Below are 24,122 nucleotides of genomic sequence, written 5' to 3'. Positions count from 1 at the left end.
AGTATTAATCCTTTTCATCGACACTAGACACTGGTCACGTCCGATTCAATAGCGCTTCATGTCATCGATCGGACGATCTATTGGGAGGAAGTTCTCATCGTCAATATCGTGTTCGAATTCATATCGTATCTGGTACGCCGTTGTCTCCTTACCAAACCAGGACTACTGGGCGATGAGCGGAGGATCGCTCGATCCCGAACGTATTTGCGACCCAACAAGCAGCAATAGCAGGAGACTCTGGCTCATGGATCACTCCGAGAATATCCATCAGTGGTTTTCTTCATGAATCGAATGGCGTTTATCGCGTTATCTCTTACCTGCTATGATAGCCGTCGTTCTCCTTTCACACCCCATACGATACAACTCTTGGTTACCCAGTTGCGACTGACTGTTCTTGTAGCGTGTCGTTACCGAGATGCCGTTCGAGAAGTGCGAATAGCGAATCTAGACTGATTGCCAAGAGAGCACCTGGGATCGCCCCAGCAAGCAACTGTGGCGTGTTAAACAGGGAGATTCCCGTTATCACCCAGACACCGAGTCCGCCTCCACCGATGAAGAACGCAAGGTAGGCAGTACCGACATTGAGAACGGCACTCGTTCGAATCCCAGCGAAGATAACCGGGAGTGCAAGTGGGAGTTTAATCTTCCGGAGGATCTGATTCTCGGTCATGCCCATGCCACGCGCCGCCGCGACCGTACTCTCATCGACGTTTTCGAGGCCCGTTACTGTGTTCGTGAGAATTGGCAATAGTGCGTAGGCGAACAAGCCAACAAGCGAGGGAAGAAACCCAAGGCCCAGGAGTGGAAAGACGAGGGCGATAATTGCGAGCGTCGGTATTGTCTGTGCGACGTTACCGATACCTAATACCATCCGCTTGACGTGCTCATTACGCGTTGCAGCGATACCTAACGGAACGGCGACGATGATTGCGAGTACAACTGATACGAGGACAAGCGTTAAATGCTCCTGTAAGAGCCCAAGGAAGGTGTCGAAGTGCGAGAAGAGGTACGAGAGTGCCGCACCCAGTGTCTCGATAACACCCATTCCTACATTCCCTCCTCAGTTGCAGTTCGATAGCTACGGATATCTTGTTCTGTGACCTTCCCCACGACATCGCCATCGTCGATTACTTGCAGTGCCTCTGTGTCAGTCTCAATCATTCGCGACAGAGCGATATCCGCCCCATCAGTTGGGGAAACATGGACATCACTAGCAGTCGTGACCTCAGATACTTTGTCTCCTCCATCGACTGCAGCTGCATGGGTTTCATGTTCGACACCAGCTGGTTGCATAATCTCTTTGACGTGCGTTATTTGGAGCTCCTTGAGTGTCCGGTCTGAGCCGATGAACTCCTCGACGAATTCGTTTGCAGGGTTCGCCAAGATTTCTTGTGGCGTTCCATACTGGACGAGTTCGCCAACATCGAATATAGCGATTTTGTCACCCATTTTCAACGCCTCGTTGATATCGTGCGTAACGAAAAGGATCGTCGTGTCGATGCGATCTTGGATCTCAAGGAACTCATCTTGCAGTTCTGAACGAGTAATTGGGTCGAGCGCACCGAATGGTTCGTCCATCAATATTACGTCGGGATCTGCAGCAAGTGCCCGTGCGACGCCGACACGTTGCTGTTGGCCGCCCGAGAGTGCTGTTGGGTACTGGTCGCGGTACGCTTCAGGTGGCAGATCCATTAGTGCGAGGAGTTCGTCAATACGGTCGTCGATGCGCTCTTGCTTCCAGCCTTTGAGTTCGGGTACTGTCGCGATATTTTCACCGACGGTCATATGATCGAATAACCCGATTTCTTGGATGACGTAGCCAATGTCGCGTCGGAGTTCCACCTTATCCAATTCCTGAATGTCGCTTCCGTCGTAGTAGACCGTCCCCTCGGTTGGCTCTTCCAGTCGATTGACGATCGTCATCGTTGTTGTCTTTCCACAACCCGACGGCCCGACGAATACTGTCGTGGTTCCTCGCTCGACTTCGAAACTAATGTTTTCGATTGCGACCGTTTGATCGGGATAGACTTTTGTGACGTTGTCAAATGTAATCATGCTTGATACCTCTTGTTCTAGTGTGTGGGATTTGTCGTTCATGCTATCGACCGCCGGATAATGCGTGTGAGGAGGGCGGGTTCGATGGTCTCGCCATTTCGAAGTCGGAATAGTTGTTCCAACACGCCGAAGCTGTAGTCGAACGCGAGCGCGAGCAACGAAATAATGACAGTCGAAACGACGATTGCCGACGGATACGCTTCACTGATACCGTTGAAGATAGGATCACCGAGGTTGTTCGCGCCGATGAATGCGCCGATAGCAGCGATGCCGATGAGGATGACTACGGCGTTCCGGACGCCGGCCATGATGACGGGAACCGCTTGCGGGAATTGGAGACGCCAAAGGCGTTGTCGTCGTGTCATCCCCATCCCTCGCCCGGCCTCAATAGTTGCTGAATCGACTTGCGTCAGACCAACGTAGGTGTTCCGAACAATGGGGAGTTGTGCGTAGAGGACAAGCGCAATAACAACTGGTATCTCACCAATACCAACGAACGGTATGAGGAGGCCAAACAGGGCGATACTCGGTACTGTCATCAACATCCCTGCTGTCCAGAGGATGACCTTCCCAAGACGGTCGTCGAATGTGGCGACTACACCGAGTGGGATTCCAATGACGAGTGCAAGCCATACTGAGTCCACGACGACGATGACGTGATTGACGAGAAGATCCCACAGAAGTGACTGATTTTTTGCCATGTACTCGAAGTAGCTTTCGAGCAGTAACGGTGCGACCGATTGTAAAGCAAAGAATTGAACTCCAACCATTGGTTTATAGTATCTCCTTTCGTTGCAGGTACTCCCGTGCGACCGTCTGTGGGTTCTTTCTCTCAAGAGCCACTTGCTTATTGAGGCGTCGCATCACGTCAGTCGTAAGCCCCTTACTAGCGGCGTTCAGTGGGGGCCGAATCGATGGATTGGCTTCCAGCGTTGCGCTATCCACAAGTGGTGCGGCATTGTATACCGGGAAATAGCCCTTGTCGTCCGTGAGTACTCGCAGACCAAACTGGAGAATTCGCGGATCAGTGTTGAAGCCAACACCCACGTCAGCCGATCCCTTACCAATGACCTGATAAAGGAGACCGGAACCGATGTTGTTCACGGTGACATTGCCGAGATCGTCTGCAAACCCGTAATGCTTACTCAATCCCGGCCACCCGTCGGCTCGACTTTGGAACTCTGCGTTCAACGCGACCGTCAGTTTCGACCCATTTTCTTTCAGGAACGTGGCGAAATCAGACAGCGTCTCAACGCCAGTCTTTTTCGCCCAATCTGGGTTGGCGAGAATGACGTAGGTGTTATTGAGTTCCGCACGTTGGAGAAATGTCAATCCATGTTTTTGTTTGAACTCTGCTTTCACTTTCCGGTAAAGCTTCTGCGGGTCAGAAATGACGGTGTCGTGCTGTGGCGGAAGTGTTTGCCATGCTGTGCCCGTGTACTCCCAGTACAATTGTACCTCTCCAGTGTCGAGGGCGCGGAAGTTCGTCGTCGTTCCACCAAGTCCGACTTGGTCACTGACGTTTAGGTCGGTGTTTGACGAAAGGGCCTCATATGCAATGTAGCCGAGAACCTCCTGTTCGGTGAACCGTTTTGAACTGACTTTGATCGAGTTACCGCTGAGTTGTGTTGCCAGGGTTAGACAGCCCGACAGCCCTCCGACACCGGCAGTGCCAGCGAGACCTCCTCCTGTTTTGAGGAGTCTTCGCCGCGTGACTGGCCTTGGCATATCACATGATTGTGCAAAGAGGGGCCTAATCTTTGACCCGTAGTAGTTCATCATTTATAAGCCGAGTCAGACGAGCGGCTCGCTCAGATTCGCTGGAACGACGGTCACCGGAACTGGAGCAGTGAGAAGCACTCCCTGAAGTGTACTTCCAAACACACCTTGTCCGTTAAACTGCGCTTTCGTCCATACAAATAAAGACGGTCAATGTCGGCTTCGTCGACCACCAAAAGGATACCATCAGCCGGTTTGCCATCTTGCTCTATGCCCTGTATTTCAACATCGATGTTCACATCTTCCAGTATTTTTTGCCGTCGCGATACCAGATTTCCTCGCCGCGAGGCCGTCTACCGTCATTGAGCCGCCAGAATTGATGTTCTCACGAGTCGACGATACGTCGCCATCGTCGAAGACATGGAGGAGGAGTGCCGTGGTATTCTGAGATTCGATTTCTGCGGCGGTTGCGACCATCTAGGCCCATGGCCGGTAAGTGCGTAATGAAAGCAATATCCTGTGGCTCATACAGCAATCGAAGGCCTCTCAGCCGAGAATTAGTTCGTTCAACATGGAAGGCTATTAAAAACCTCTGCGCCGCCAGCGGCGAGCTCAATGCCTGCCTATGGCTACTTTCTATGCTTCCAAACTGGGTTCTTTTGACGGGCCTGTGCGAGTGTCTCGGGGCTGATTGTCGTAGTGACGGCCGCGGTACCGTTAGTGGTTTTTGCCACGATGTCACCACGTGGGCTGGCGATACAGCTCTCGCCTGCATGCTGGCGACCAGACTGCGTTCCAACATGGTTGGAGCCGACTACGTAGCAAAGTCCGTCAAGTGCACGCGCACGACAGAGCAGTCGCCAATCTCGTTCGAACGACTGCCGCCACGCCGCACTCACTGCAAGCAAGTCACAGCCATTGTTCGCGTACTCAAGCAAAAGTTCTGGAAAATTCAGGTCGTAACACAACAGTAGTCCTAGCGTCCCGATCGATGTTTCGACGGTAACCGGCGTTGTTCCGGCGTCGAATTGGTCTGCTTCGTCGCCCCAAAGTTTTTGTTTCCGATACGTCGCCTCCACACCACTTTTGGAGATGTAGACGAGTGAATTATAGACTGAGTCGCCGTCAGCCTCTGGGAGTCCAACGACGAGATCTGTCTCGGTGGCGTGGGCGACTTCTGAGAGACGCTCCGTCATCGATCCTGGGATCGAGAACTGCTGTGTCTGAACAATATCAAGATCGTAGCCGGTCACACAAAGTTCAGGGAACACCGTGAATTCGACTGCATCCGGCAGATCACGCGCAAACTTTTCAATAGACGCAATGTTCGAGTCGGTGTCGCCGACTGCTGGTTCGAACTGGCATGTAGCGACCTGTCGCATTCTCATGATGACATCAACACCGCTTCAGTTTGGTACATAGACGTTTGTAGACAGGGAGTTGAAGTAGCCCTTCGCACGCACATCTCAGGGCATTATACGACCCACGTGAGATGGAGAGGGGATTTATATCCGTTACAAGTTCGCCCTGACCTATAACCTGATTTGACGAGTCATTTGTTACAATCGATGACGAGGCGACGAACTCAACAATCCACCGATGGAAAACCGTCACTCATCGACTGTGATATCCATCAACGGTGGAAAGACGAATCAGAGGTCATTCAGTATCTCCCCGACCGGTACAAAGAGAGGGGCATTCAGGCACCCGAAATCCTCTACGACAACGTTGCAGAGTTCTCCCGGCGAGATGCAATTCCTGATGATGGGAGTAAACCAGGGTCGGACATCCCGAAGATGAAAGAACAACATCTCGAGGAATTCGGCGTTGATTACGCCATCCTGACGGGAAACTCATATCTCAACCTTACTGCACTACCGAATGACGACTATGCTGCTGAACTCGCGGTTGCGAGTAATAAATGGGCTATCGACCGATGGCTCTCCGAGGGTGGTCCCTTTGTCGGTTCGCTGTTAGCAGCACCGCAGAAGCCAAAACGGATGGCCGAAATGATTCGAAATCTTGGCCAACATCCGCGAATCGTGCAGATCGTAATGCCGATGGCGGCCCAACTTCCCTACGGTCACGAATACTACTGGCCAATGTACGAAGCCGCCGAGGAAGTAGGGCTTCCGATCGCCATGCACCCCTACACGGAGGGTCACGGCGTTACGCGGCCGCCGACTGGAGCCGGATATCCGCGCACGTATTTCGAGTGGCATACGCTCCTTGGAACCTACGCAATGGGCCAACTCGTTAGTCTCGTTGCTGAGGGCGTCTTCCCAACCTTCCCCGATCTCGACTTTGTTGTTATCGAGGGTGGTCTTAGCTGGGTTCCACACTTCCTCTGGCGAATGGATAAAGACTGGAAGGCGCTCCGCGCACAGGTTCCGTATCTCGAGAAACCGCCGAGTGAGTACGTTAAAGAGCAGGTTCGGTTTACGACACAACCCGTTGAAGAGCCGGACAATCCACAGCATCTCCTCCAAATTTTGGAGATGATGAATGCTGAGGAGACGGTGATGTTTGCCAGCGACTATCCACACTGGGATACAGATTCACCGCTATACGCCCTCCCGCCAATGCCCGACGAAATGGAAGACGGTGTGATGGCCAGAAATGCCCAAGAACTGTACGGACTTCCGGACGATCCGGCGAGTCTCCCGACCAATTAAGATTTCACCATGAAAAATCGATTTGAGATATGTCCGGCGACAGAACTTCCCCCAGGAGAGCGAAAGATCACCGAATTAAACGGTGTTTCAGTAGGTGTGTTTAATGTCGACGGTGACTACTATGCGCTGAAAAATGACTGTCCACATCAGCGTGCGCCGTTGTGTATGGGAAAAATAACAGGCACAACAACGACTGACGGTTCTGGAACAGTAGATTGGAAGGACGAGGGGCACATCCTGCGATGCCCATGGCATGGCTGGGAATTCGACATCGAGACCGGCCAATCGGTTTTCAACCCTCACAAGGTTCGTGCTCGGTCGTTCGAGACAGTTGTTGAGTCTACCAGTGACGACGCACACGAAGACGACTCTGAGGCTGATTCAATATCTAATGGCTGTGATTGTGGCATGAACGGTGACGAACCTCCGGTTGATACCTACGAGGTGGCGGTCGAAAACGAAGTTATTGTCGTTTACCTTTAGAATGTCACATCATCAGGTCGGTACGGACGATGCAGTCGAGTTCGTTCAATCCGCAACACTGCAAAACGCACCATCGGCAGTCGAACGACAGGTTAGAATTCGGGTGCTCGACACGCTTGCTGCAATGATAGCGGGCTATCGACAGGATGGTATCGATATTGTTCGTGATTACGCGATAGACCGCTTCGGTGGCGAGAAAAAGGCAGTAGCAACACTCCTCAATGGAAATGGGGTACGAGTTCATATGGAGGGTGCAACGCTCGCTAACGCGACGGCAGCGAACGCTCTTGATATCGACGATGGCCATCGCGAGGTGAAAGGGCATCCGGCCGCTGTCGTTGTCCCAGCAGCACTTGCTGCGGCCGAATTTGTTGACGCAACTGTCGATCAGTTCCTTGACGCTGTTTATGTCGGCTATGAAATCGGTGTACGAGCCGGGATGGCAATCCATGAGACGGATGACGTTTATACTGGTACTGGATCATGGGGGGCACTTGGTGCTGCGGCCGCCGGTGCTCGTCTTCGACAGTTTTCCCACGAACAGACGGCACACGCACTCGGAATCGCAGAGTATCACGCTCCACGGACACCGATCATGCGTGGTGTTGAACGGCCAGGCATGACCAAAGACGGAATTGGTTGGGGTGCATATGTCGGTATGGTATCAGCAACCCTCGCCGAGGCCGGATTTACTGGGTCTGGAACAGTGTTCGACGAGGAAAGTGTCACTGCTACCGTCTCGCTTGGCGAGACGTTTCACGTCACAAAGGGATACCTCAAGCCGTATCCCTGTTGTCGTTGGGGTCAACCTGGCGTAGCGGCCGTGCTTTCGATGTCAGAGTCTATTGACCCGAAGAATATTCAGACGATTCATGTCCACACGTTTGAGGCGGCGACGCATCTCAATACTCATGCGCCTGATTCGCCCGAGGAGGCACAGTATTCTTATCCGTTCCCCGTTGCGGCGGCGCTCGTCCGTGGCCAGTTCACGCAAGCGGAACACGGGCCAGATGCGCTGATCGATCCCGAAATATTAGCACTTTCGAAGGAAGTCGAAGTTCACACTGACGAAGCATTGGACGACCGATTCCCGAGTGAATGTCTCGCTCGCGTCGAACTCAAGACCAAGGACGACACGTACGTTTCAGACGTTACTCAATCGCCGGGTGCTCGAACGCAACCTCTTTCGGATGATACAAGACACGAGAAAGCCTGTCGCCTTGTTTTGCCCACGCTTTCTGAGTCGGCTATCGAAAAGACTGAACGATGTCTTGGTAGTGAGGAACCGGTGAGAGAACTAGTTACTCTATGGCAGGCATAGAAAGTCAGTAAGGTGAGACCAATACACTGCAGATCAACAATTAGAATATTGGAGTTAGGTGATAGCAAGCGCTTATGGGGTGTGACTTCATGGTTTCAGTACGATGTTGACTGCGGAAGTACGTGTCTGGTACGACGGTGACTGGACTGCTAAGCTTGCCGAGTTCGATGTCTTTGGAGAATTTATTGCGTCAACGTTCCGCAATCACCGGTACATTGGAATGCTGGCATTGGAAACCAGCGAATACGAGGCGACACTCGACATCATTCGCTCACATGAAATGGTCGATAGCGTCGATGTTGTCGAACAGTACGAAACACCCGAAGGGCGGTGTGCGGCAACAGTGTTACTTCGCGGTCGTCTAACCGAACTCACCCCTTTACAGGCGCTAATGTACGAAGGATATCTCCCTATAGGGCCGACGAAGTTGAAAAACGGTTGTGAACATTTCAATCTGCTTTTGGGTGACCGTGACGAACTCTCAAAGGCTATTGAATTACTCTCCGAGTTTGGGAGCGTATCTGTCGAACGCATCACAAAGGATTTTCGGCGAGAGATCACACCGAGTCGTGCAGAATGGCAGGAACTTCTTTCGTCAATTCCGACGCGACAACGTGAGTTTCTAAATTTGGCAGTCAAGATGGGATATTTTGAAATCCCCCGAGCAGTGACGCTCGAAGAACTCGCCGAGGAATTAGGAATCACAAAGACGACCGCTTCAACCCATCTACGGAAAGTGGAACGGAAACTTGTCACTTTCCTATTACCATATATCAACCTTTCCGTCAAAGACGATTGATCAGTTTTAACACGTCATATAGGTACGAAGATGCGACGAGAGACTGCATCACTCAACGAACAACTGACCAACCAAATCAAAATTCTACAGGCTTCAGAAGTCGAGACTGAGCTCAAGATGGTTCTTGAGCGGGTTTTCTGAGACCTCTCACTTGACTGGAGCGTGTTTTTTGTACCTAATCATGTATATTGATAGAGATCCTCTCAAAGAATGAGCTCAGTGAGTATTGGCTTCAGTAGAACAGTCTATTGAATCAGCCTCTAGCTGCCAGTAGTTTGATGGCACTGACTGGACTAGCAACCAGTATGCCACGACAATTCAGCTGTGTGATCGAGGGGTGTGACTTCACTGCGGAAGGCGTAACTGAAGAAGAAGTGCTTGAGCAAGTCCAAGAACATGCAAAGGCTGAACATCCTGATGTCGACGTAGAAGAAAGCATGGTTCGAGAGAATATAGAGCAAGCATAGAATCGGTCATTCGCTGGTCAACACCTTTTGTGCTTCTGCAAGCATCCATTTTGTGCACTACTGTTCGGCAGTTAACTTAGGTAAATCACGCAGCCACATGGCTTTGGTCGAGACCTTCTTTCTGTAGCCAAAGAGGACAAGCTACCTCTCGCCTACAAGGGTGGTATCGAACTCTTCCGCTCGGATCACGCGAAACTCCTCTTAGTCTGGCTTCGAATCCTCGAATCGGACGCCGAGAGTGGCTGGACAGTCGTCCTTGAGGAGGCTGGCTACTCGTTAGAGGAGGTTCGACACGTTCTGAACCACGAGGCATACCCATCGACCATGCAGGCGTTCAAAATGGAACTGCAGGCGATGGAGAGGCAAAGGGGCTCGAACATCCTATTGTTATGGATAAATTCGACCCAGTAAAGAATCGAAGACTCCTCACACGATTTCTTCCTCCGACGGTTGGTCATCTGTAACGGTCGATGGTTGACTCGTCGGTGACTCTTCCCGCCAGATGTAGGTCGCAAAGAGGACGAATGCAGTTTCTATACAGAGAGCAACGATCGTTCCCCACGTCCATATTGGAAGGCCGAACGCAGCTCTCGCATTCCAACTTTCGGGCGCGTACCACGGAACGAGAATCGCAATCACGATCCCCAACCCAATCCAAAAGGACTTCGACTGTGCTGGAAGGATATACTTCACCGTGCCGGTGGTTGTCTCTTCAGACGGTTCCCGTGAGTTGAAGTGGAGAATTTCCTTTGCTCGTTCCGTTTCTTCATCCACTCCGGAGAGGTAGCTTCCACCGATCATCACCACCGAATTGACGAGGAATCCAATGATTCCTGCGTGAATCCCGAGTGGCTCCGGATTCCCCGTCAGATAGAGACCGACTGCGACAACGCATCCAATAATCATCCCTGCAATTGCAGGATTGTTCTTGATTCGATGGGAGTACAGCCCGAAAATGAACACCGGTGTTGCTTGGAGGAGGAACTCGAATTTGAGTTCCGTCCAGCCCCATATTGTAAGCGATGGTGAGAAGGAGACACCGAGCGCCAACAACAAAAACAGCGCTAAAACGACCCTGCTCGCATTAATGACACGGCTGTCCGATGCCTCTGGATTCACGTACCGGCGATAGAGGTCTTTAGAGAGCACCATCGAAAGCACCATTACAGCGGCTCCTGCCGTCGAGAGCGTAGCCATAATCACTCCCAGTGAGATCAACGACGGAAGAAGAGTTCCACCTTGAGATTGAACGAATGACCCCAGTAAAAATGGAACGAGTTGTTCGGATTGTGATTCTGTGAGATTTGGAAGCGCTCCGCTCCCGAACATGCCGATCAACCACAGTGTCAATGCTGCAAAGAGGAAAATCGGTGCCTGCAGTCGAAACGTTCTACGGAGATCCTCTGCATCTCGCACGCCGAGATAGAATTGTTGGATGTGGATATACGTCGGGAGTCCCAGCAGTATCAGCACGATCGTACTGTACCAGCCCGTCATTGTCGAGGTAGACGGTAACGTGAGTTTGTCGGGTGCCACTTGCCAAACGGTGTTCATTTGCGCAGTAAAACCACCAAGCAGCCCGATTACGACGAGCATCATCGAGAGCGCGAAAATCATCAACGCTCCTTGAAGCGCTGCGGTCAGTGCCGTTCCTCTGAACCCACCGATCCCAACATAGAGTAGAATGACGAGGGCAAAGAGAACAATCACCGCCTGATAGGGGAGTACTCCGCCGGAGGCGACGTGTCCTAAATATCCCATTGCGAAGAACTGTTCTGTGAACTGGACGAATGTACCCCACAAGAGAAAGCAGACTGCCAGTAGCGCCACCGAGGAGTTGAATCGATGTTCGAGATAATCGATTGGAGATGTGTAGTCCCATTTTTTTCCAAGGTTTATGAGAGGTGGCGCAATTATGAGCGATCCAATTACTCCCGCGACCATGAATTGCGGATATACCAAGAACCACGCACCGGAGCGATAGGTTTTCGCTGCATATCCTAAGAAGGAATTTCCACTGTACGAATCCGCAAATATCGTGAGTGCAATAATCACGAATCCGAGTGATTTACTCGCAGAGAAGAAATCATCAACGTCGACACCAATTCGTTTACTGTATGAGTACCAGCCAACCAATGCCATTGCTCCAAGACCAAGAATAGTTAGAACCACCATTTCCCACCCTAAGGACACCGTTTGTGGTTCTATCGCCATCGTATCACCACCATTCTCACTGAACGGTTGGCCAGTCTTGGTCCCGATTTTGTAGTGCTCGACCTTTTTTTGCAACTGCCATTTTGTACCATGGATTCGAAAGTGGATTGCGAACATACCTCAAAGAGTGTTGTCCCACCGCTAATTGGGTGTTTAAATACACTGGACAACGAACCAGCGCGACTTGATGGAATACTCGATGTGGCCTAGCGAGCGACAAGAGGACGATTGATGGCCTCAATCCAAGTTTTGTGATTTTTTAGAACACCGCGGATGACGCTAACGCTTATCATTACATCATCGATAGTGTATAACAATGTACGAGGCAACGCTTCATCTTCAGCTTGAAGGGGACTGCGTGCTTTCAGAACTGGCGTCAGAAACAGATGACACGATCGATATCGAGGTGTTAGAGCTTCACGATGAATTGGTGACGCTAATCGTTCAAGCGGAAGGACACGCTAGAGAGTATTACGAGACACTTTCTGAAGCAGAGCAAGTCGAGCATGTCGAATTACTCGGAAGTGAAGCTATCCTGGTAACGAAATCGTCTTGTGGAGCATATCCCGCGATTCATCGAAACAACGGTGTCCTCCGGCGGCAGAATCGAATCGACAAACGTAGCCGTGTGTACCATATTCTCGCATTTCAACACGAAGACATCACAAACATCATCAAAGACTTTCAGTCGTTTGGGACGGTTACCGTTGATGCCCTCTCACAATTCCCAGGTACTGATCCCGCGCTCACCTCTCGGCAACGGGAGGTGGTTGAGACAGCGTTAGATGCCGGATATTTCGAGTGGCCCCGCCAAATTTCGAGCGAAGAACTCGCGACAGAACTCGGTATCACACGAGGCACGTGTCTTGAGCATCTTCGCAAAGCACAGGCAAAGCTGCTTCGTGATGCCGTTAACTCACTTGATGACCACCAACTGTCGACTTGATCTTCATATTTGGAGTGGGAATTCCGTTTGAAGTATATAAACAGCCAACGCACGATGGAGCAACCTACTTTCCATCACGCTTCCCGATACTACATACTCGGAAATTGAACATTATGGCTCCAACAACTACTACAGGACCACTGGACGGATTGCGGGTTATCGACTGCTCTGGGATGATCAGTGGTGGATTCGCGACGTGTCAGTTGGCTGATTTCGGCGCTGACGTTATTATGGTTGAACATCCCGATCATCCGGATCCGCTTCGAGAATGGCCACCATTTGAGGATGGTATCTCGCTCTGGTGGAAATCGATCGGTCGCAATAAGCGGTGTGTGACGCTCGATTTGAGTACCGAGGAAGGCGCTGCACTTCTCCACGAACTCGTAAAAGATGCAGATCTCTTTTTTGAAAATTTCCGGCCGGGAACGCTTGAGCGGTGGAACGCCGATCCAACATCATTACAAGAAGTCAATTCAGAGCTGATCAGCGTTCGTCTTTCTGGCTATGGCCAAACCGGTCCACGATCGACAAAACCAGGATTCGGTACCGTTGCTGAAGGGATTTCCGGGTGGGCGCACGCAAACGGATATCCTGACCGTGGACCGTTGCTCCCACCTATCAGTTTAGCTGATCTGACTGCTGCACAGTTTGCAGTACAGTCTGCAATGTTCGCACTTTTTGAACGTGAAATAGGCCATGGAGGGAGTGGAGATGGCCAGGTAATCGATGTCAGTCTCTATGAGCCGCTCTTTCGACTGTTCATTGGGGATGTTGAAGCGTACGATTTCAAAAATAAAGTTCGAGAACGGACAGGGAATCGTCATCCCAATGCTGCGCCGCGCAACATTTTTAAAACCGAAGACGGGCACATAACACTCTCTGCCTCCTCCCAGTCGATTTTCGAAAACGTGATGCAGGCGATCGATCGACCGGACTTGATTAACGATCCTCGATTTTCGACCAACGAGAACCGCGTCGCGCATGCCGAAGCGCTCGACAGGATAATCGAAGAGTGGACTCGCCAACGGACGACTGCTCAGGCACTCGAGGAAATGGAAGCTGCAGATGCGATCGTTGGTCCCGTCCACACCATCAGTGATATTTTTGAAGATGATCAGTACCAAGCTCGGAACGACATTATCGAAGTAGAAGATAGCGACTTTGGATCACTAAAAACACACGCACCCATCCCAAAATTTTCCCGAACACCCGGTAGTGTTCGTCATACTGGGCCTCCGCATGGGAAAGATAATCAGGAAGTATACTGTGAAGAGCTGGGCCTTCCGACAGAAACGTTTGAACAACTCGTCACCGAGGACGTGATCTAAGATGATACTTTCCGATGTCACACTCCGGGAGGGTGACCAGATGCCCGGTCGGAACTATTCGATCGAGCAGAAGGTCACTGCAGGAAAGAAACTCGATGAGCTTGGCCTTGCGTTCATCCAACCCGGGTTCCCAATCACTGGCGAGAAGGACCGAACAGTAATTCGCCGACTCGCGTCGACCACCGATGCACAAATCATCGCACTTGCACGGGCCGTTGAAGATGACATCGAGGCTGCCGCCGTGGCAGAGGCAGACGTTGCTGAAGTGTTTATCCCAATATCGGATCTTCAGCTCGAATACAGTCTTCAAAAGCCACGAAACGAAGTCCTCAGATTGGCGCGAGAAGCAATCGATCTGGCGACGGATCATGGCCTCGTGCCACACCTTACACTCATTGATGCATTTCGTACAGAACCGGAACATCTCAGTGAGGTAGCTATACGATTTAGTGACGTTGGCTTTGTGACCCTTGCTGACACCGTTGGCGCTCGAACGCCTATTTCAGTTCGCGATTTGCTATCAACATTGCAAGAGGATGTTGCGCTTTCTAAGATTGGTGTTCACTTTCACGATGATATGGGAGTCGCAACTGCGAACGCATTAGCGGCTCACGAGGTTGGTGTTGGGAAAGCAGACGTTAGTGTTGCCTCGCTCGGTGAACGAGCTGGCAATTCAGCCCTCGAAGAAGTTGTCACCAGTGGGGTTGTCGAACACGATGTGTCATTTGGTGTTACCAAGGACAAGCTGATTCCGACGTGTCGATCGGTTCTCGATATTCTAGAGGAAACGGACGCTGCTGGCTCGCGGAAGGCAATACTGGGGTCGGAAGTAACGGAACACGAATCGGGTATCCACACAGCAGCCATGCTCCATGAGCCAAGTGTTTTCGAACCATTCAACCCCCATGTGTTCGGGGGGCGCCGAGAGTTATTGTTTGGAAGGGGAACCGGTGCCTCTGGCGCCTCGACGCTATTATCTCGTGCTAACATCGAACCAACGGAGCAACGCGTTGGAAGATTTCTCGAGCTCCTCACGGACAAAGGGCCGATGAATGAGGAGGAGGCGCTTGCGCTTGCGCGATCGAGCATGGAAGAGTGATAGCCCCGGTGATAGAACGCAAGATGCCCGATCACGACATCACAAGGTCATACAAGTCGCCGATGTAAATGGGGGTAATAGCAGTCGAATCCTTAGCTGGTCCATCGAGGAGATAAAGGAGATAGAGGAAATAGGGATAATCGCCGTCGTTCTTTCCCCCATTTGTATTTCCCTAGTGCCTTGCTAGTTTCAGGTGTGCCATTTGTCGTGTCGAAAAACGGAATTGGATCTGGTGTATCGTCCGATTGAATGTCTTGGAGTACCGTCTCACACCAAATCGTGCGTTACTACGAGAAATCGCATCGATTCTCGGATCTGAGGAGTGGATCGAGACGATTTCCACCTTTCCAGCGAATCGCCCGGATTCGATTGTCATCTCGCATCGTGGCTCACTCTGTACAAGAACGGCGAATCACGTCGTCAAGCGTGAACAATTGGACGCCCTCTCGCTTAGCCACCGTCTCACGAACCGATTGGGTCGCGCCATTTCGCGTAAAGAGTGCATATTCGGTAGTGACTGTCTCGCTCGTGTTCGGTGACCATCGAATTTCTTCTGCATGGGTTTCGAGCGATGCGAGTGCACTGTAATCCAGCGGTGCAGTCGTGAATTTACACTCGCCGACGACCATCGTTCCATCGGTGGTGAATCCGACGGCATCTACCTCGTGATTTTTGTACCACCATCGGCCGATATCGAGAAACGTTTTGTCCGGGTACAGGTGGGGCAGTGCCTCTTGGCAGAGGATCTCGAACTCCGGACTAACGAAATCAGCGAGTTCTGGTTTGATCACTGCTTCGTAGGCATCTTTACCCAACCGTTCGTACCTATCTTCATTCCCGTAGACAAACCGAAACCAGAACCGGAACAGTGGATCGAGAATTCGGTAGCGACCACGACGTGACTTCGACTTTTCCTCGGTCAGTGGCACCTCACGTTCGATGAGCCGGAGGCGCTCTAACTTCTGGGTGTACGTCGAAATCTGTTTTCCGTCGATTCCCACTGCTTGTGCAATCTCGTTCGATGACGTTTTGCCGGCTGCAATGGCAGTCAGGATCGCAAAGTACCGATTTGGGTTTGTGAGTTCAGTGCGCAAAACATATTCCGGTTCGTTGTGGAGATACCCTCTCTGTGAGAGGACTTCGTCCGTGAGTACCGTTCCCAGGTCGTGATCGAGTTCGATGCCGTCGAGATAGTACGGAACGCCGCCGAAGATGCTCCACGTATAGATTCGCTCCTCGGGCGAGTAGTTATCAGGAACGAAGGCTTGCGCGGCAGTGAAGTCGAGTGGTCGAAGATCCAGTTTTTCCGTAAATCGGCCATACAGCGGGCTGTTTCCCAACAGCGTTGCTTCTTCCATCATGCTAATCGATGACCCGACTAAGATGAGTGTCCCTGTGGTGTGCTGGAATCGTTGATCCCACAGCCGTTGAATGACCGAGGGGAGACTCTCATCAGCATCAATAAGATACGGAAATTCGTCAAGGACCACGATCCCATCTTGGTCACCCAGGTAGCCGAGGAGCGCTTCCCAATCTTGTTTAATTTGAGTAATGCCAGGGAACGATTCAGATGCGACACCGACGAACTCGTCGAGTTGTATTTGGGGCGTCGTCTCCGTTGCCTGGTAGACGACTGTATCGTCTCTATCCGCGAGTGAGTGCTGGACGAGTTGCGTCTTCCCGAGGCGACGACGACCGAAAATGACGACCATCTCGGCTTCATCGGACGTGTAGCAGTCCCGTAACTGTGACAATTCAGTCTCCCGGTTCACGAAGCTCTCCATAGTCTGCTTTGTTCTCGTGACAGAATAATACTTTCGAATAGCCTAAACTAGAATAGGCTATTTGAGAATTGCCTATTTTAGAAGTGAAAATAGCGACCATATTCGTCTTTCCATCGAATCAACCAGATTCGAACGTTATCTCTCTTCGCGACGAACCCCACCCAGAAGAGTATGGTACCGAAGCGTCCATAGAAGTAAAACCGCATGTCAACGGTGATTACCACATCACCTACCTCGAAGATCAATTCGGAGAGGAGTGGATGGGTCGCTGGGATTGTCACGAGAGCGAGGAGTACTCGATAGACCATTTTCACTCGCCACCAAACGCGACTCACGACAATGGGATGAATCGAGACTACCCACCAGAGTTGCCATCCGTGTTCTCACATGTTGTTGTCCCGTGGGTCAATGACCGAATGAGAGACATTTTGGACGGAATACGAGTGAGTGAGGCAACCGAGCGACTCAGTGAACAAGTTCGGTTGTCGATAGAAATCCCAGAATAGGAGGACGAAACGCCGACACGCCAATGTCCAGCTCGAACAGATTAATTACCATAAAATGTTTCTATAATAAGTGGTGATAATAGATACTTCCTGCTTCGAAGATAATGACGATCCACGATGTGAATGGAGATATCTCGAGCTCTTTTCCGTCACCTTTTCTTGATGACACACCTATTGAAGACATGGTTCGCTCTCGGACAGTCACCGCGCTAATTGGGGTGATCGCAAGTCTTCTCATCAGTGCACTTCTATGGTGGTACTTCGATAGCTTCGTCTTTTTCCTGTTCGTACCGTTTATCCCGTTTTTCTTCCGAAGTGCAGAACCAGACTTACAGACCCGCCGGTGCCCAACGTGTGGGTTTCAGACGACGAACGATGCGTACGACTACTGTCCACGAGATGGAATGAAATTAGAGTAAACTAACTCAGTGTCTCCTTTGACATCGATGCCTCACAACTCGTCCAAGTCACCAATGAGAGCCACGAAAAACCCGCAGACCACCTTTGCAAGGCATGTGAGAAAGTAATAATATACTAGTTACTGAAGATCAGTAGGCGCGACAAGCTGGAGATGAGGTAGCATCTGGTCAGCAATCTCTAGAAGCTCAATCGACTCGGCTTCTACATCGTAACACACGACGCCAGCAGCAACCAACTTCGGGAGATGCGTATGGTGAAGACCGGTGAGGATACGCTCATATTGCTCGTACGTTGGTGTGTCTTCCCAGATGGCGATCTGTTCTGCGAGGTCACCGAGTGAGATTGCCCCCACTTTTTGTGAGAGGTAATGGAGTGTATATCGTCGATGGTCGTTTCCGAGAAGATCAAAGATCGTGGTGGGCGTGAGCTCAACCGTGGCAGTGCTGCTTGTCGATGCATTCGGTATTTCAGTCTTCATAGTGTCTTGTACCTTACTCAGCCTACGCCACAGTAGGCGACTCGTCAGCTTCGCTCCAACTTCAGCGGAGTAGTAGCTAATCTGTAGTACTGTGTCATAAAGGTTCGTAATCCATCAACTAACTAGATTATAATGTATCAGTTGTCATAATTTGCCCCCCCTAATCAGACACGATTATTGTGGGGCTTATTCTTCGATAAACTCGGGATTGAATGTGGAGTCATCAGTACTATTTTTGTCAATTTCGACCGTCCAGTTCGGGGCATCGTTGACTGGAAGAGTAATTTCCCACGTACCTTCGATTGCTGCTCCGGCTGCAAACGCCTCCAAAATGAGTGTTTCAAGGTCATTTTCAAAGGCGGCTGTTGCCTCACCCGACGCTTTGATGTTGTCAATAGGATCCATAGGTATCGTGGAGATGCAGTGCCAGAGTATTTGCTATCCCCAATCAGGAGAGACGCATCATAGGAATATACTCTCATCGGTACCTACTATTTCCGAGGATACTACAACCACGCTCTTTATCTTGGATGAAATTCAAGTCTCATCGTTCTATCGAAATCGAGTGATGTGATTCTCGTCATATCGTTTCATGCTTCATAATCTTCTGTAGGATGTTTTTATGAAGTACTATATCAGTAACAATTCTCTCAGCAGAATATCAGTTATCAACACTATTCTCGTCAATCGTTTTGTAAGGTCATCGTCACAAGTACAGATAACGTCCAGACTACATTGCTCAACGATCACTGACAAGATAGATCGCCTCAACACCTCACAGTACTGCGAGCGATTCACCGTGACAAATGGATGGCTCATCTGCGAGAACTGTGGCGGTCGGGTTGCGCGCTATCGACGCTCAAAGACAGTGCGCCATCCCGAGCAGTACAGTTGCTCTGACTGCGACGGTCCACTCCGCATCGATGAAGGTCCCGATTACCTCCTATCTTCGGTGGGGACGATTAACGAGTAATTCAATGATTTCGAAGACGGGATGCTCGAGGCCTTCCGTCGGAGGACGAAGACGATGTCGAACCTAGAAATTGTGACTGTGACGGCCTCGCTGACTTCCCGTGCTGGCCATGCGTGCAAACGGGACAGAAGGAATCACCAAACTAACCACCGCTTCAGCTCTTTTTGTCCATGGCGTGCCAATTGAAGGTCTCGGATCTAACCGACCAGCGAACGCTGGCAGAAAGCACGGATGCAATAATCGACGATACTACTGAGAAAGGAGTAGCCCTACTCGATCGACCGCAACAGTGGGTAACCAATATTACCGTTAGCCACCTAGATCTGCCAGTTGGGCCGATTAATTGCAAATTTCTATCATGTATTCTTATTTGCTGGGAGCCATCATTCGTCTTCGATGAGCCGATTCCTGCTTCTCCGCAGTCGGTGTGTATCTATGCAATGGCTATGAATCCAGTCCCTTCTCGTTCCTTTGTCGCTTCATGAGTTATGATCCTCTATCAGTCGATAACATTTACCGCCGGATTGATTGTCGCGTGCAATGGTTAATCCGGCAGCGTAGGGAAACCAGATAGGAGAAATCAAAGACCATCAACATGCCCTACGTTTTATAACGCTACAAAACAATAAGTAGTGAGTCTATTATCGGCTACTGGGTATCGAAGGATGACTTTCAAACAGAACAATCAACGGTATGAGTGAGTAAATGGTTGATATCGGCACGATCGGTCGGCTGACAGCTGGATTGATCCTCCTACTTGGAAATGGCTATTTTGTCACAATCGAATTCGCGATGACGCGTGTTCGCCAGTTCACACAAGACGAATTCCAAGGATCAGGTGGCCTCGAACGCGCCTGGGAGATGACCGAACAATTGGAAATCTTCCTCTCGGGGTGCCAGCTCGGGATTACTATCTGCAGTGTTGGTCTTGGTGTCGTCGCTGAACCCGCACTTTCCGCAGTAGTCGATCCAGTCATTACTGCGCTTGGACTCGGAGGTATACTCGGATCAGGAGGAGGCGGACACACAGCGCTTGCGGCACTCACCTCGCTTGCGATCATCAACCTCCTTCATCTTACGGTAGGAGAACAAGCACCGACGTACCTTGGGATTGAGCGGTCGAAACAGGTTGCAAAATACGGTGCCCCTGTCCTTTACTGGTGGACGCGTATATTTTTGCCGATCATTCGTCTTGCTGACTGGTCAGCAAAAGCACTTCTTTCGCTCATTGGAGTCGAAATGACCCGATCCTGGGCGGAAGAAGAGGTCGAGGAGGGTGCAGACACGCGTCAGGGATTAATCAATCAGATGGGATCAACCATGGCGAATATGGGGATTCCTGCCGATCGACGTGAAGAAATCATTAACGCAGTTGCAATCGATAATATTCACGCATCTGATCTTATGGTCGACCGAGATGCAATCATCACTGTCTCGACAGAGAAGCCGTTTGAGACTAGCCTCGAAACGATCCGTTCACATCTACATACACGTTTTCCCCTCATTGGAACTTCCATTGACGACGTTATCGGAACCATCTATCTCCCAGCTGTTGTCCAATCACTGGAGGCCCTCGAACGGGAAGAATCTGAACTGACTGATATTGCATCGCCCGCATTGACAGTGCCTCCAGATATTCCGATTAGCGACTTGATCGACACGTTCCAAGAAGCAGATCAAGAGATCGCACTTGTAGTGGATAACGGTCGAACAGTAGGAGCTATAACTGCAACTGACGCGTTTGAAGCGATTACTGGTGAACTCGAAGACCCCCTCGACAGGTCGTAGTAAGCTTTGGACTGATAGCAGCTCTCTCGGCGAAGAGCCTCTTACTCATCCGCTTGCACTACCAACACCGGAATATCTCCACTACTGAGCACACACGATGTGACACTCCCAACGAGAGGGGCTGTAAGTTTGCCAGCTCCACGAATCCCCATCACAATGAGATCGATCTCGTGCTCCTGTGCATACGTCAAAAATCTCTTCGTGAGGTGTTCCTCGCCGCACTGCTGACTGGACGTCGATGTCGTCTCCAACGCGCTCTTCAAACCAGCTTGTGAACGAGTTTTGGTTAGTAGCTCATACTAGCCCAGAATAATCCTCAAGAAGCTTCTCTCTTCTGTGAGCATCTAAAATCGCTTGCAGAAGCCTTAGGAGAGATTTGAACTCTCGACCGACTCCTTTGTAAGGAGTCACGAAAGAGTGTGCAGCCTGTGGCGTTTCGACGGATAAACCGTTGTGGGTGCGCAAATACTCGTGCCCGGCATGTGGGTTTGAGGCGGATAGAGGCGCGAATGCGGCGTACAACATCCTTTCTCGTGGTAGCAAGCGGTTAGGAGCGGGACGCTCCAAATTAACGCCTGTGGAGACTGCGTTCCCTACGGACACGGTTGTGTCTGCAAAGCGCGTCGTGGAAGCAGGAAGCCCCGTCCTCAATGCGCGAAGCGCGTAGGGGGGGGTAGTTCACGCTTTCTATCCTATTGAATCATCGCCACCGCGATACCCATTTCGTGATCGTATCTGCTGGTGTTGCTGTCGCAACTGTTAGTCGTCTCGGAAAGGTGGTGTACACGGTTTTCGGTCGATTTTCACGCGCTATCGTGTGGTTCTCCCGAGTTGTTCCATTGACACAGCCGATGACATCCCCGTCCATCATCAACAGCGGTGAGCCGCTGTTACCATCTCCGATCGGAATTGTTGCTTCTATCCAATCTGAATGTGGGTTGTAGCGGTCGTACCGACCCAGAGATATCACCCAGTCACCTACCATTTTTGGATGTCCGACCGCGAGCAATTCATCATTCAGAGAGGGATGTGCGTTCCTCGCCAGTGAAAGTGGAGGCGGGGTTTCGAGGTCTGTCTTGAGCAAGGCGATATCCGGAAAGAGATCCCGGTGAAATCCGACACGAGTAGCCATTCCCGTACGGTTATCGAATGTTTCGATCGCTACCGATGCCGCCTCTTGAACGATATGAGAATTGGTAAGGATGTATCCACTATCGATGATCCAACCGGTTCCACCCCCAGAATCAGTCAATATTCGGACAACCGATCTCTGCACCGTTTCTCCGAGCGTTCGAGCTCGGTCGCGGACTTTCTCGGGGAACGGGTCGGAATCGCCGACAGCAGTGGTCCGATACTCGGTTGCAGGGGGTTCGGCACATCGACCACTTCCGATACCGCCAGAAAAAGGGGAGACGGAAGCGAGGCCAGCCACGCGAAGAACCTCTCTTCGGGTATAGGAGGGGGTCATCCACCCAAACTCCATCGTCCGTCATCGCACGTGACGGATGAATTTGGTTGCCTTGGGCGTCTTTTCACTCGTCTCGAGCTCATTCTCATCCGCTAGAACTAGATGGATCTCTCCCAAAGGTTTGTGGCTGTGAGACCCCCTTCGCGAATGAAGAGCTTCTTCATCCATCGGGTGAACTGTGTCAGCCGCGATAGTGACGGTACCTGCCCAGAACGGTTTGAATCAACATCTCGAGATGGTCTGCAAGTTCAGACGGTGTTCCTCTTTATTCCTCGACGCCACAGTAGTCGACAGCAATCCCAGCGATCGTTTTCGCTGTCTCGAGCAATGCAGGAACCGTGGTGTGTTCATCAGCACCGTGAAGGTTCCAGCCCTCCGGACCGACTGAAACTGCATCAGTATCGTAGTAAAGTGCGTAAAACCGCTCATCAAGTGCGGCATTACCACCCACAAATGACCCAGATTGTCCCGTCACCCGCTCGGCATTTTGCTTTGAGATCTGAGCAATCTCTGCCTCTGGACTGATTTCATGCGGGACTGCCTGCCACCCAAACCACTCAATCGATGGGTGGTGATCTTTGAGCCAAGGATCATCATTTGCTGCCTCTCGGATCGTACGCTCGATCTGCTCTCGAACCTCTTCTCGACTTTCACCAGGTGGCCATCCGACACGACCTTGTAGAATCGCCTTACTAGGGAGTGTCGAAGGCCAATCACCGGCTTCAATCATCCCGATATTGATATTTGTCACATTCCCTTCCAGGTCTGGATCACTTCGATAGGCAGGCTCGTAGTCAATCTCAGCTTTTCGTCGTTGATCGAGCTCTTCGATCGCTTGGTAGACCTTCGTCGCATTCCCAATTGCATTGACTCCCTCATGCCCCCATGCAGCATGAACACTCTTTCCAGGCACCTCTACTCGGAAATACATGACTCCCGCACTTGCAATGCCGATATTTGGAATATTGAACGGCTCAGCGATTACAGCTGCATCGGGGACATAGCCCCGTTCGAGCACGGATAAGGCACCGCCGATACCGCCATCTTCTTCCTCAATAACACTTTGGAAGATGAGGTCACCACCGAGCTCAACTCCAGCATCATTGAGTACTTCGATCGCAAGTAATACCGCTGCCAACCCACCCTTCATATCGGCCACACCGCGCCCATAAATTGTGTCTCCCTCTTTGGTAACTGTCCAGGGTTCCCGCTCCCACTCGCTTTCAGTTACATCGACAACATCGATATGGCCGCCGAGAGTAAGTGTCGGGCCGTCTCCTCCTTCGATCCGTACTGCAACGTTCGGTCGGTCGTCGTATCCTACAGCATCGTATGAAGAGGTTTGGAAATACCCCTCATGTTCGGCAAGTTCGTTAGCAGATGGTTCCCAGACATCCGGTTCTAACCCCATCGACTCAAGTCGGTCAATGACGACCGCTTGTCCGGGCTTTTCGTCGCCAGTTACCGTCTGAGCTTCGACGAGGTCGGTTACCAATTCTACGAGATCCGTTTCTTTCGCGTCTATCGCTTCTTCGAGTGTAGCCTTAGTGGACATTGTTTATGTGTATTGTGAGCGTCTATGGTTGTTCTCGGCCGCTT

22 protein-coding genes and 3 pseudogenes are annotated in these 24,122 nt (G+C 51.1%); 12 read left to right on the top strand and 13 right to left on the bottom strand.

Annotated features, from left to right (window positions below):
- Positions 1–45: 45 nt before the first annotated feature.
- From LIX15_RS34110 to LIX15_RS30470, 6 genes and pseudogenes are all read right to left on the bottom strand, one after another.
- A pseudogene (locus LIX15_RS34110) lies at positions 46–150 on the bottom strand (primase-associated protein); the annotation flags it as partial.
- Positions 151–370: 220 nt separating this feature from the next.
- The gene (locus LIX15_RS30490; protein WP_227779159.1) at positions 371–1,045 is read right to left on the bottom strand and encodes an ABC transporter permease; all 675 of its coding nucleotides are present in this window, start codon (positions 1,043–1,045) and stop codon (positions 371–373) included.
- Positions 1,046–1,047: 2 nt separating this feature from the next.
- Positions 1,048–2,055 (bottom strand): ABC transporter ATP-binding protein, encoded by a 1,008-nt coding sequence (locus tag LIX15_RS30485; RefSeq protein WP_227779285.1) that lies wholly within the window; start codon positions 2,053–2,055, stop codon positions 1,048–1,050.
- 38 nt (positions 2,056–2,093) lie between these two features.
- Positions 2,094–2,825: an ABC transporter permease gene (locus tag LIX15_RS30480; RefSeq protein ID WP_425556838.1), complete on the bottom strand. Its 732-nt coding sequence runs from the start codon at positions 2,823–2,825 to the stop codon at positions 2,094–2,096.
- A 4-nt stretch (positions 2,826–2,829) separates the two neighbouring features.
- Positions 2,830–3,783 carry a glycine betaine ABC transporter substrate-binding protein gene (locus LIX15_RS30475; protein ID WP_227779158.1) on the bottom strand — a complete coding sequence of 318 codons (954 nt, stop codon included), beginning with the start codon at positions 3,781–3,783 and terminating at the stop codon, positions 2,830–2,832.
- 620 nt (positions 3,784–4,403) lie between these two features.
- Entirely contained in the window at positions 4,404–5,162 is a 759-nt protein-coding gene (locus LIX15_RS30470) for a carbon-nitrogen hydrolase family protein (RefSeq protein ID WP_227779157.1), read from the bottom strand.
- Between the two features lie 180 nt (positions 5,163–5,342).
- Here LIX15_RS30470 and LIX15_RS30465 point away from each other — a divergent pair, with 180 nt between their 5' ends.
- From LIX15_RS30465 to LIX15_RS33910, 6 genes and pseudogenes are all read left to right on the top strand, one after another.
- A complete protein-coding gene (locus LIX15_RS30465) occupies positions 5,343–6,449 on the top strand; it encodes an amidohydrolase family protein (protein ID WP_227779156.1) in 1,107 nt (368 codons plus the stop codon).
- Between the two features lie 9 nt (positions 6,450–6,458).
- Positions 6,459–6,932 carry a Rieske (2Fe-2S) protein gene (locus tag LIX15_RS30460; protein WP_227779155.1) on the top strand — a complete coding sequence of 158 codons (474 nt, stop codon included), beginning with the start codon at positions 6,459–6,461 and terminating at the stop codon, positions 6,930–6,932.
- 1 nt (position 6,933) lies between these two features.
- Positions 6,934–8,253, top strand: coding sequence for an MmgE/PrpD family protein (locus LIX15_RS30455; RefSeq protein ID WP_227779154.1), 1,320 nt, complete (start codon positions 6,934–6,936; stop codon positions 8,251–8,253).
- 103 nt (positions 8,254–8,356) lie between these two features.
- Complete coding sequence (locus LIX15_RS30450; RefSeq protein ID WP_227779153.1) at positions 8,357–9,052, top strand: helix-turn-helix domain-containing protein; 696 nt, start codon at positions 8,357–8,359, stop codon at positions 9,050–9,052.
- A gap of 305 nt (positions 9,053–9,357) precedes the next feature.
- Positions 9,358–9,519 (top strand): DUF1059 domain-containing protein, encoded by a 162-nt coding sequence (locus LIX15_RS30445; RefSeq protein WP_227779152.1) that lies wholly within the window; start codon positions 9,358–9,360, stop codon positions 9,517–9,519.
- A 96-nt stretch (positions 9,520–9,615) separates the two neighbouring features.
- Positions 9,616–9,891: pseudogene (locus LIX15_RS33910) on the top strand (hypothetical protein); the annotation flags it as partial.
- Between the two features lie 54 nt (positions 9,892–9,945).
- On the opposite strand, the gene LIX15_RS30435 reads toward LIX15_RS33910, so the two are convergent.
- Positions 9,946–11,661, bottom strand: coding sequence for a sodium:solute symporter family protein (locus LIX15_RS30435; RefSeq protein WP_227779283.1), 1,716 nt, complete (start codon positions 11,659–11,661; stop codon positions 9,946–9,948).
- Between the two features lie 388 nt (positions 11,662–12,049).
- Here LIX15_RS30435 and LIX15_RS30430 point away from each other — a divergent pair, with 388 nt between their 5' ends.
- The 3 genes from LIX15_RS30430 (at position 12,050) to LIX15_RS30420 (ending at position 15,106) form a co-directional block, all read left to right on the top strand.
- Entirely contained in the window at positions 12,050–12,679 is a 630-nt protein-coding gene (locus LIX15_RS30430) for a helix-turn-helix domain-containing protein (protein ID WP_227779151.1), read from the top strand.
- Positions 12,680–12,792: 113 nt separating this feature from the next.
- Entirely contained in the window at positions 12,793–14,007 is a 1,215-nt protein-coding gene (locus tag LIX15_RS30425; RefSeq protein WP_227779150.1) for a CaiB/BaiF CoA transferase family protein, read from the top strand.
- A gap of 1 nt (position 14,008) precedes the next feature.
- The gene (locus tag LIX15_RS30420; protein WP_227779149.1) at positions 14,009–15,106 is read left to right on the top strand and encodes a LeuA family protein; all 1,098 of its coding nucleotides are present in this window, start codon (positions 14,009–14,011) and stop codon (positions 15,104–15,106) included.
- A 389-nt stretch (positions 15,107–15,495) separates the two neighbouring features.
- On the opposite strand, the gene LIX15_RS30415 is transcribed toward LIX15_RS30420, so the two are convergent.
- Positions 15,496–16,890: an ATP-binding protein gene (locus LIX15_RS30415; protein WP_227779148.1), complete on the bottom strand. Its 1,395-nt coding sequence runs from the start codon at positions 16,888–16,890 to the stop codon at positions 15,496–15,498.
- 83 nt (positions 16,891–16,973) lie between these two features.
- Here LIX15_RS30415 and LIX15_RS34105 point away from each other — a divergent pair, with 83 nt between their 5' ends.
- Positions 16,974–17,396 (top strand): toxin-antitoxin system TumE family protein, encoded by a 423-nt coding sequence (locus LIX15_RS34105; protein ID WP_390184584.1) that lies wholly within the window; start codon positions 16,974–16,976, stop codon positions 17,394–17,396.
- A 538-nt stretch (positions 17,397–17,934) separates the two neighbouring features.
- On the opposite strand, the gene LIX15_RS30405 is transcribed toward LIX15_RS34105, so the two are convergent.
- Together LIX15_RS30405 and LIX15_RS30400 are read right to left on the bottom strand one after the other, a co-directional pair.
- Entirely contained in the window at positions 17,935–18,294 is a 360-nt protein-coding gene (locus tag LIX15_RS30405) for a DUF7344 domain-containing protein (RefSeq protein WP_227779146.1), read from the bottom strand.
- A gap of 186 nt (positions 18,295–18,480) precedes the next feature.
- Positions 18,481–18,699, bottom strand: a complete 219-nt coding sequence (locus LIX15_RS30400) for a hypothetical protein (protein WP_227779145.1) — start codon at positions 18,697–18,699, stop codon at positions 18,481–18,483.
- Between the two features lie 1,273 nt (positions 18,700–19,972).
- On the opposite strand from LIX15_RS30400, the gene LIX15_RS30395 reads away from it, so the two are divergent.
- On the top strand, positions 19,973–21,055 hold the full coding sequence (locus tag LIX15_RS30395) for a CNNM domain-containing protein (RefSeq protein WP_227779144.1): 1,083 nt from the start codon (positions 19,973–19,975) through the stop codon (positions 21,053–21,055).
- Positions 21,056–21,096: 41 nt separating this feature from the next.
- Here the strand turns inward: LIX15_RS30395 and LIX15_RS33535 are convergent, their stop codons facing one another.
- Positions 21,097–21,246: a universal stress protein gene (locus LIX15_RS33535; RefSeq protein ID WP_227779282.1), complete on the bottom strand. Its 150-nt coding sequence runs from the start codon at positions 21,244–21,246 to the stop codon at positions 21,097–21,099.
- 212 nt (positions 21,247–21,458) lie between these two features.
- On the opposite strand from LIX15_RS33535, the pseudogene LIX15_RS30385 reads away from it, so the two are divergent.
- Positions 21,459–21,722: pseudogene (locus LIX15_RS30385) on the top strand (zinc ribbon domain-containing protein); the annotation flags it as partial.
- Between the two features lie 33 nt (positions 21,723–21,755).
- Here LIX15_RS30385 and LIX15_RS30380 read toward each other — a convergent pair.
- Positions 21,756–22,523 carry a S1C family serine protease gene (locus LIX15_RS30380; protein ID WP_227779143.1) on the bottom strand — a complete coding sequence of 256 codons (768 nt, stop codon included), beginning with the start codon at positions 22,521–22,523 and terminating at the stop codon, positions 21,756–21,758.
- Positions 22,524–22,788: 265 nt separating this feature from the next.
- Entirely contained in the window at positions 22,789–24,078 is a 1,290-nt protein-coding gene (locus LIX15_RS30375) for an ArgE/DapE family deacylase (RefSeq protein WP_227779142.1), read from the bottom strand.
- Positions 24,079–24,122 lie beyond the last annotated feature (44 nt).

This window comes from Haladaptatus pallidirubidus (assembly GCF_020700235.1).
GTDB classification, from domain to species: Archaea; Halobacteriota; Halobacteria; order Halobacteriales; family Haladaptataceae; genus Haladaptatus; species Haladaptatus pallidirubidus.
Note: the sequence above shows the minus strand (reverse complement) of the source record. Positions and strands in the feature narration are given on the sequence as shown.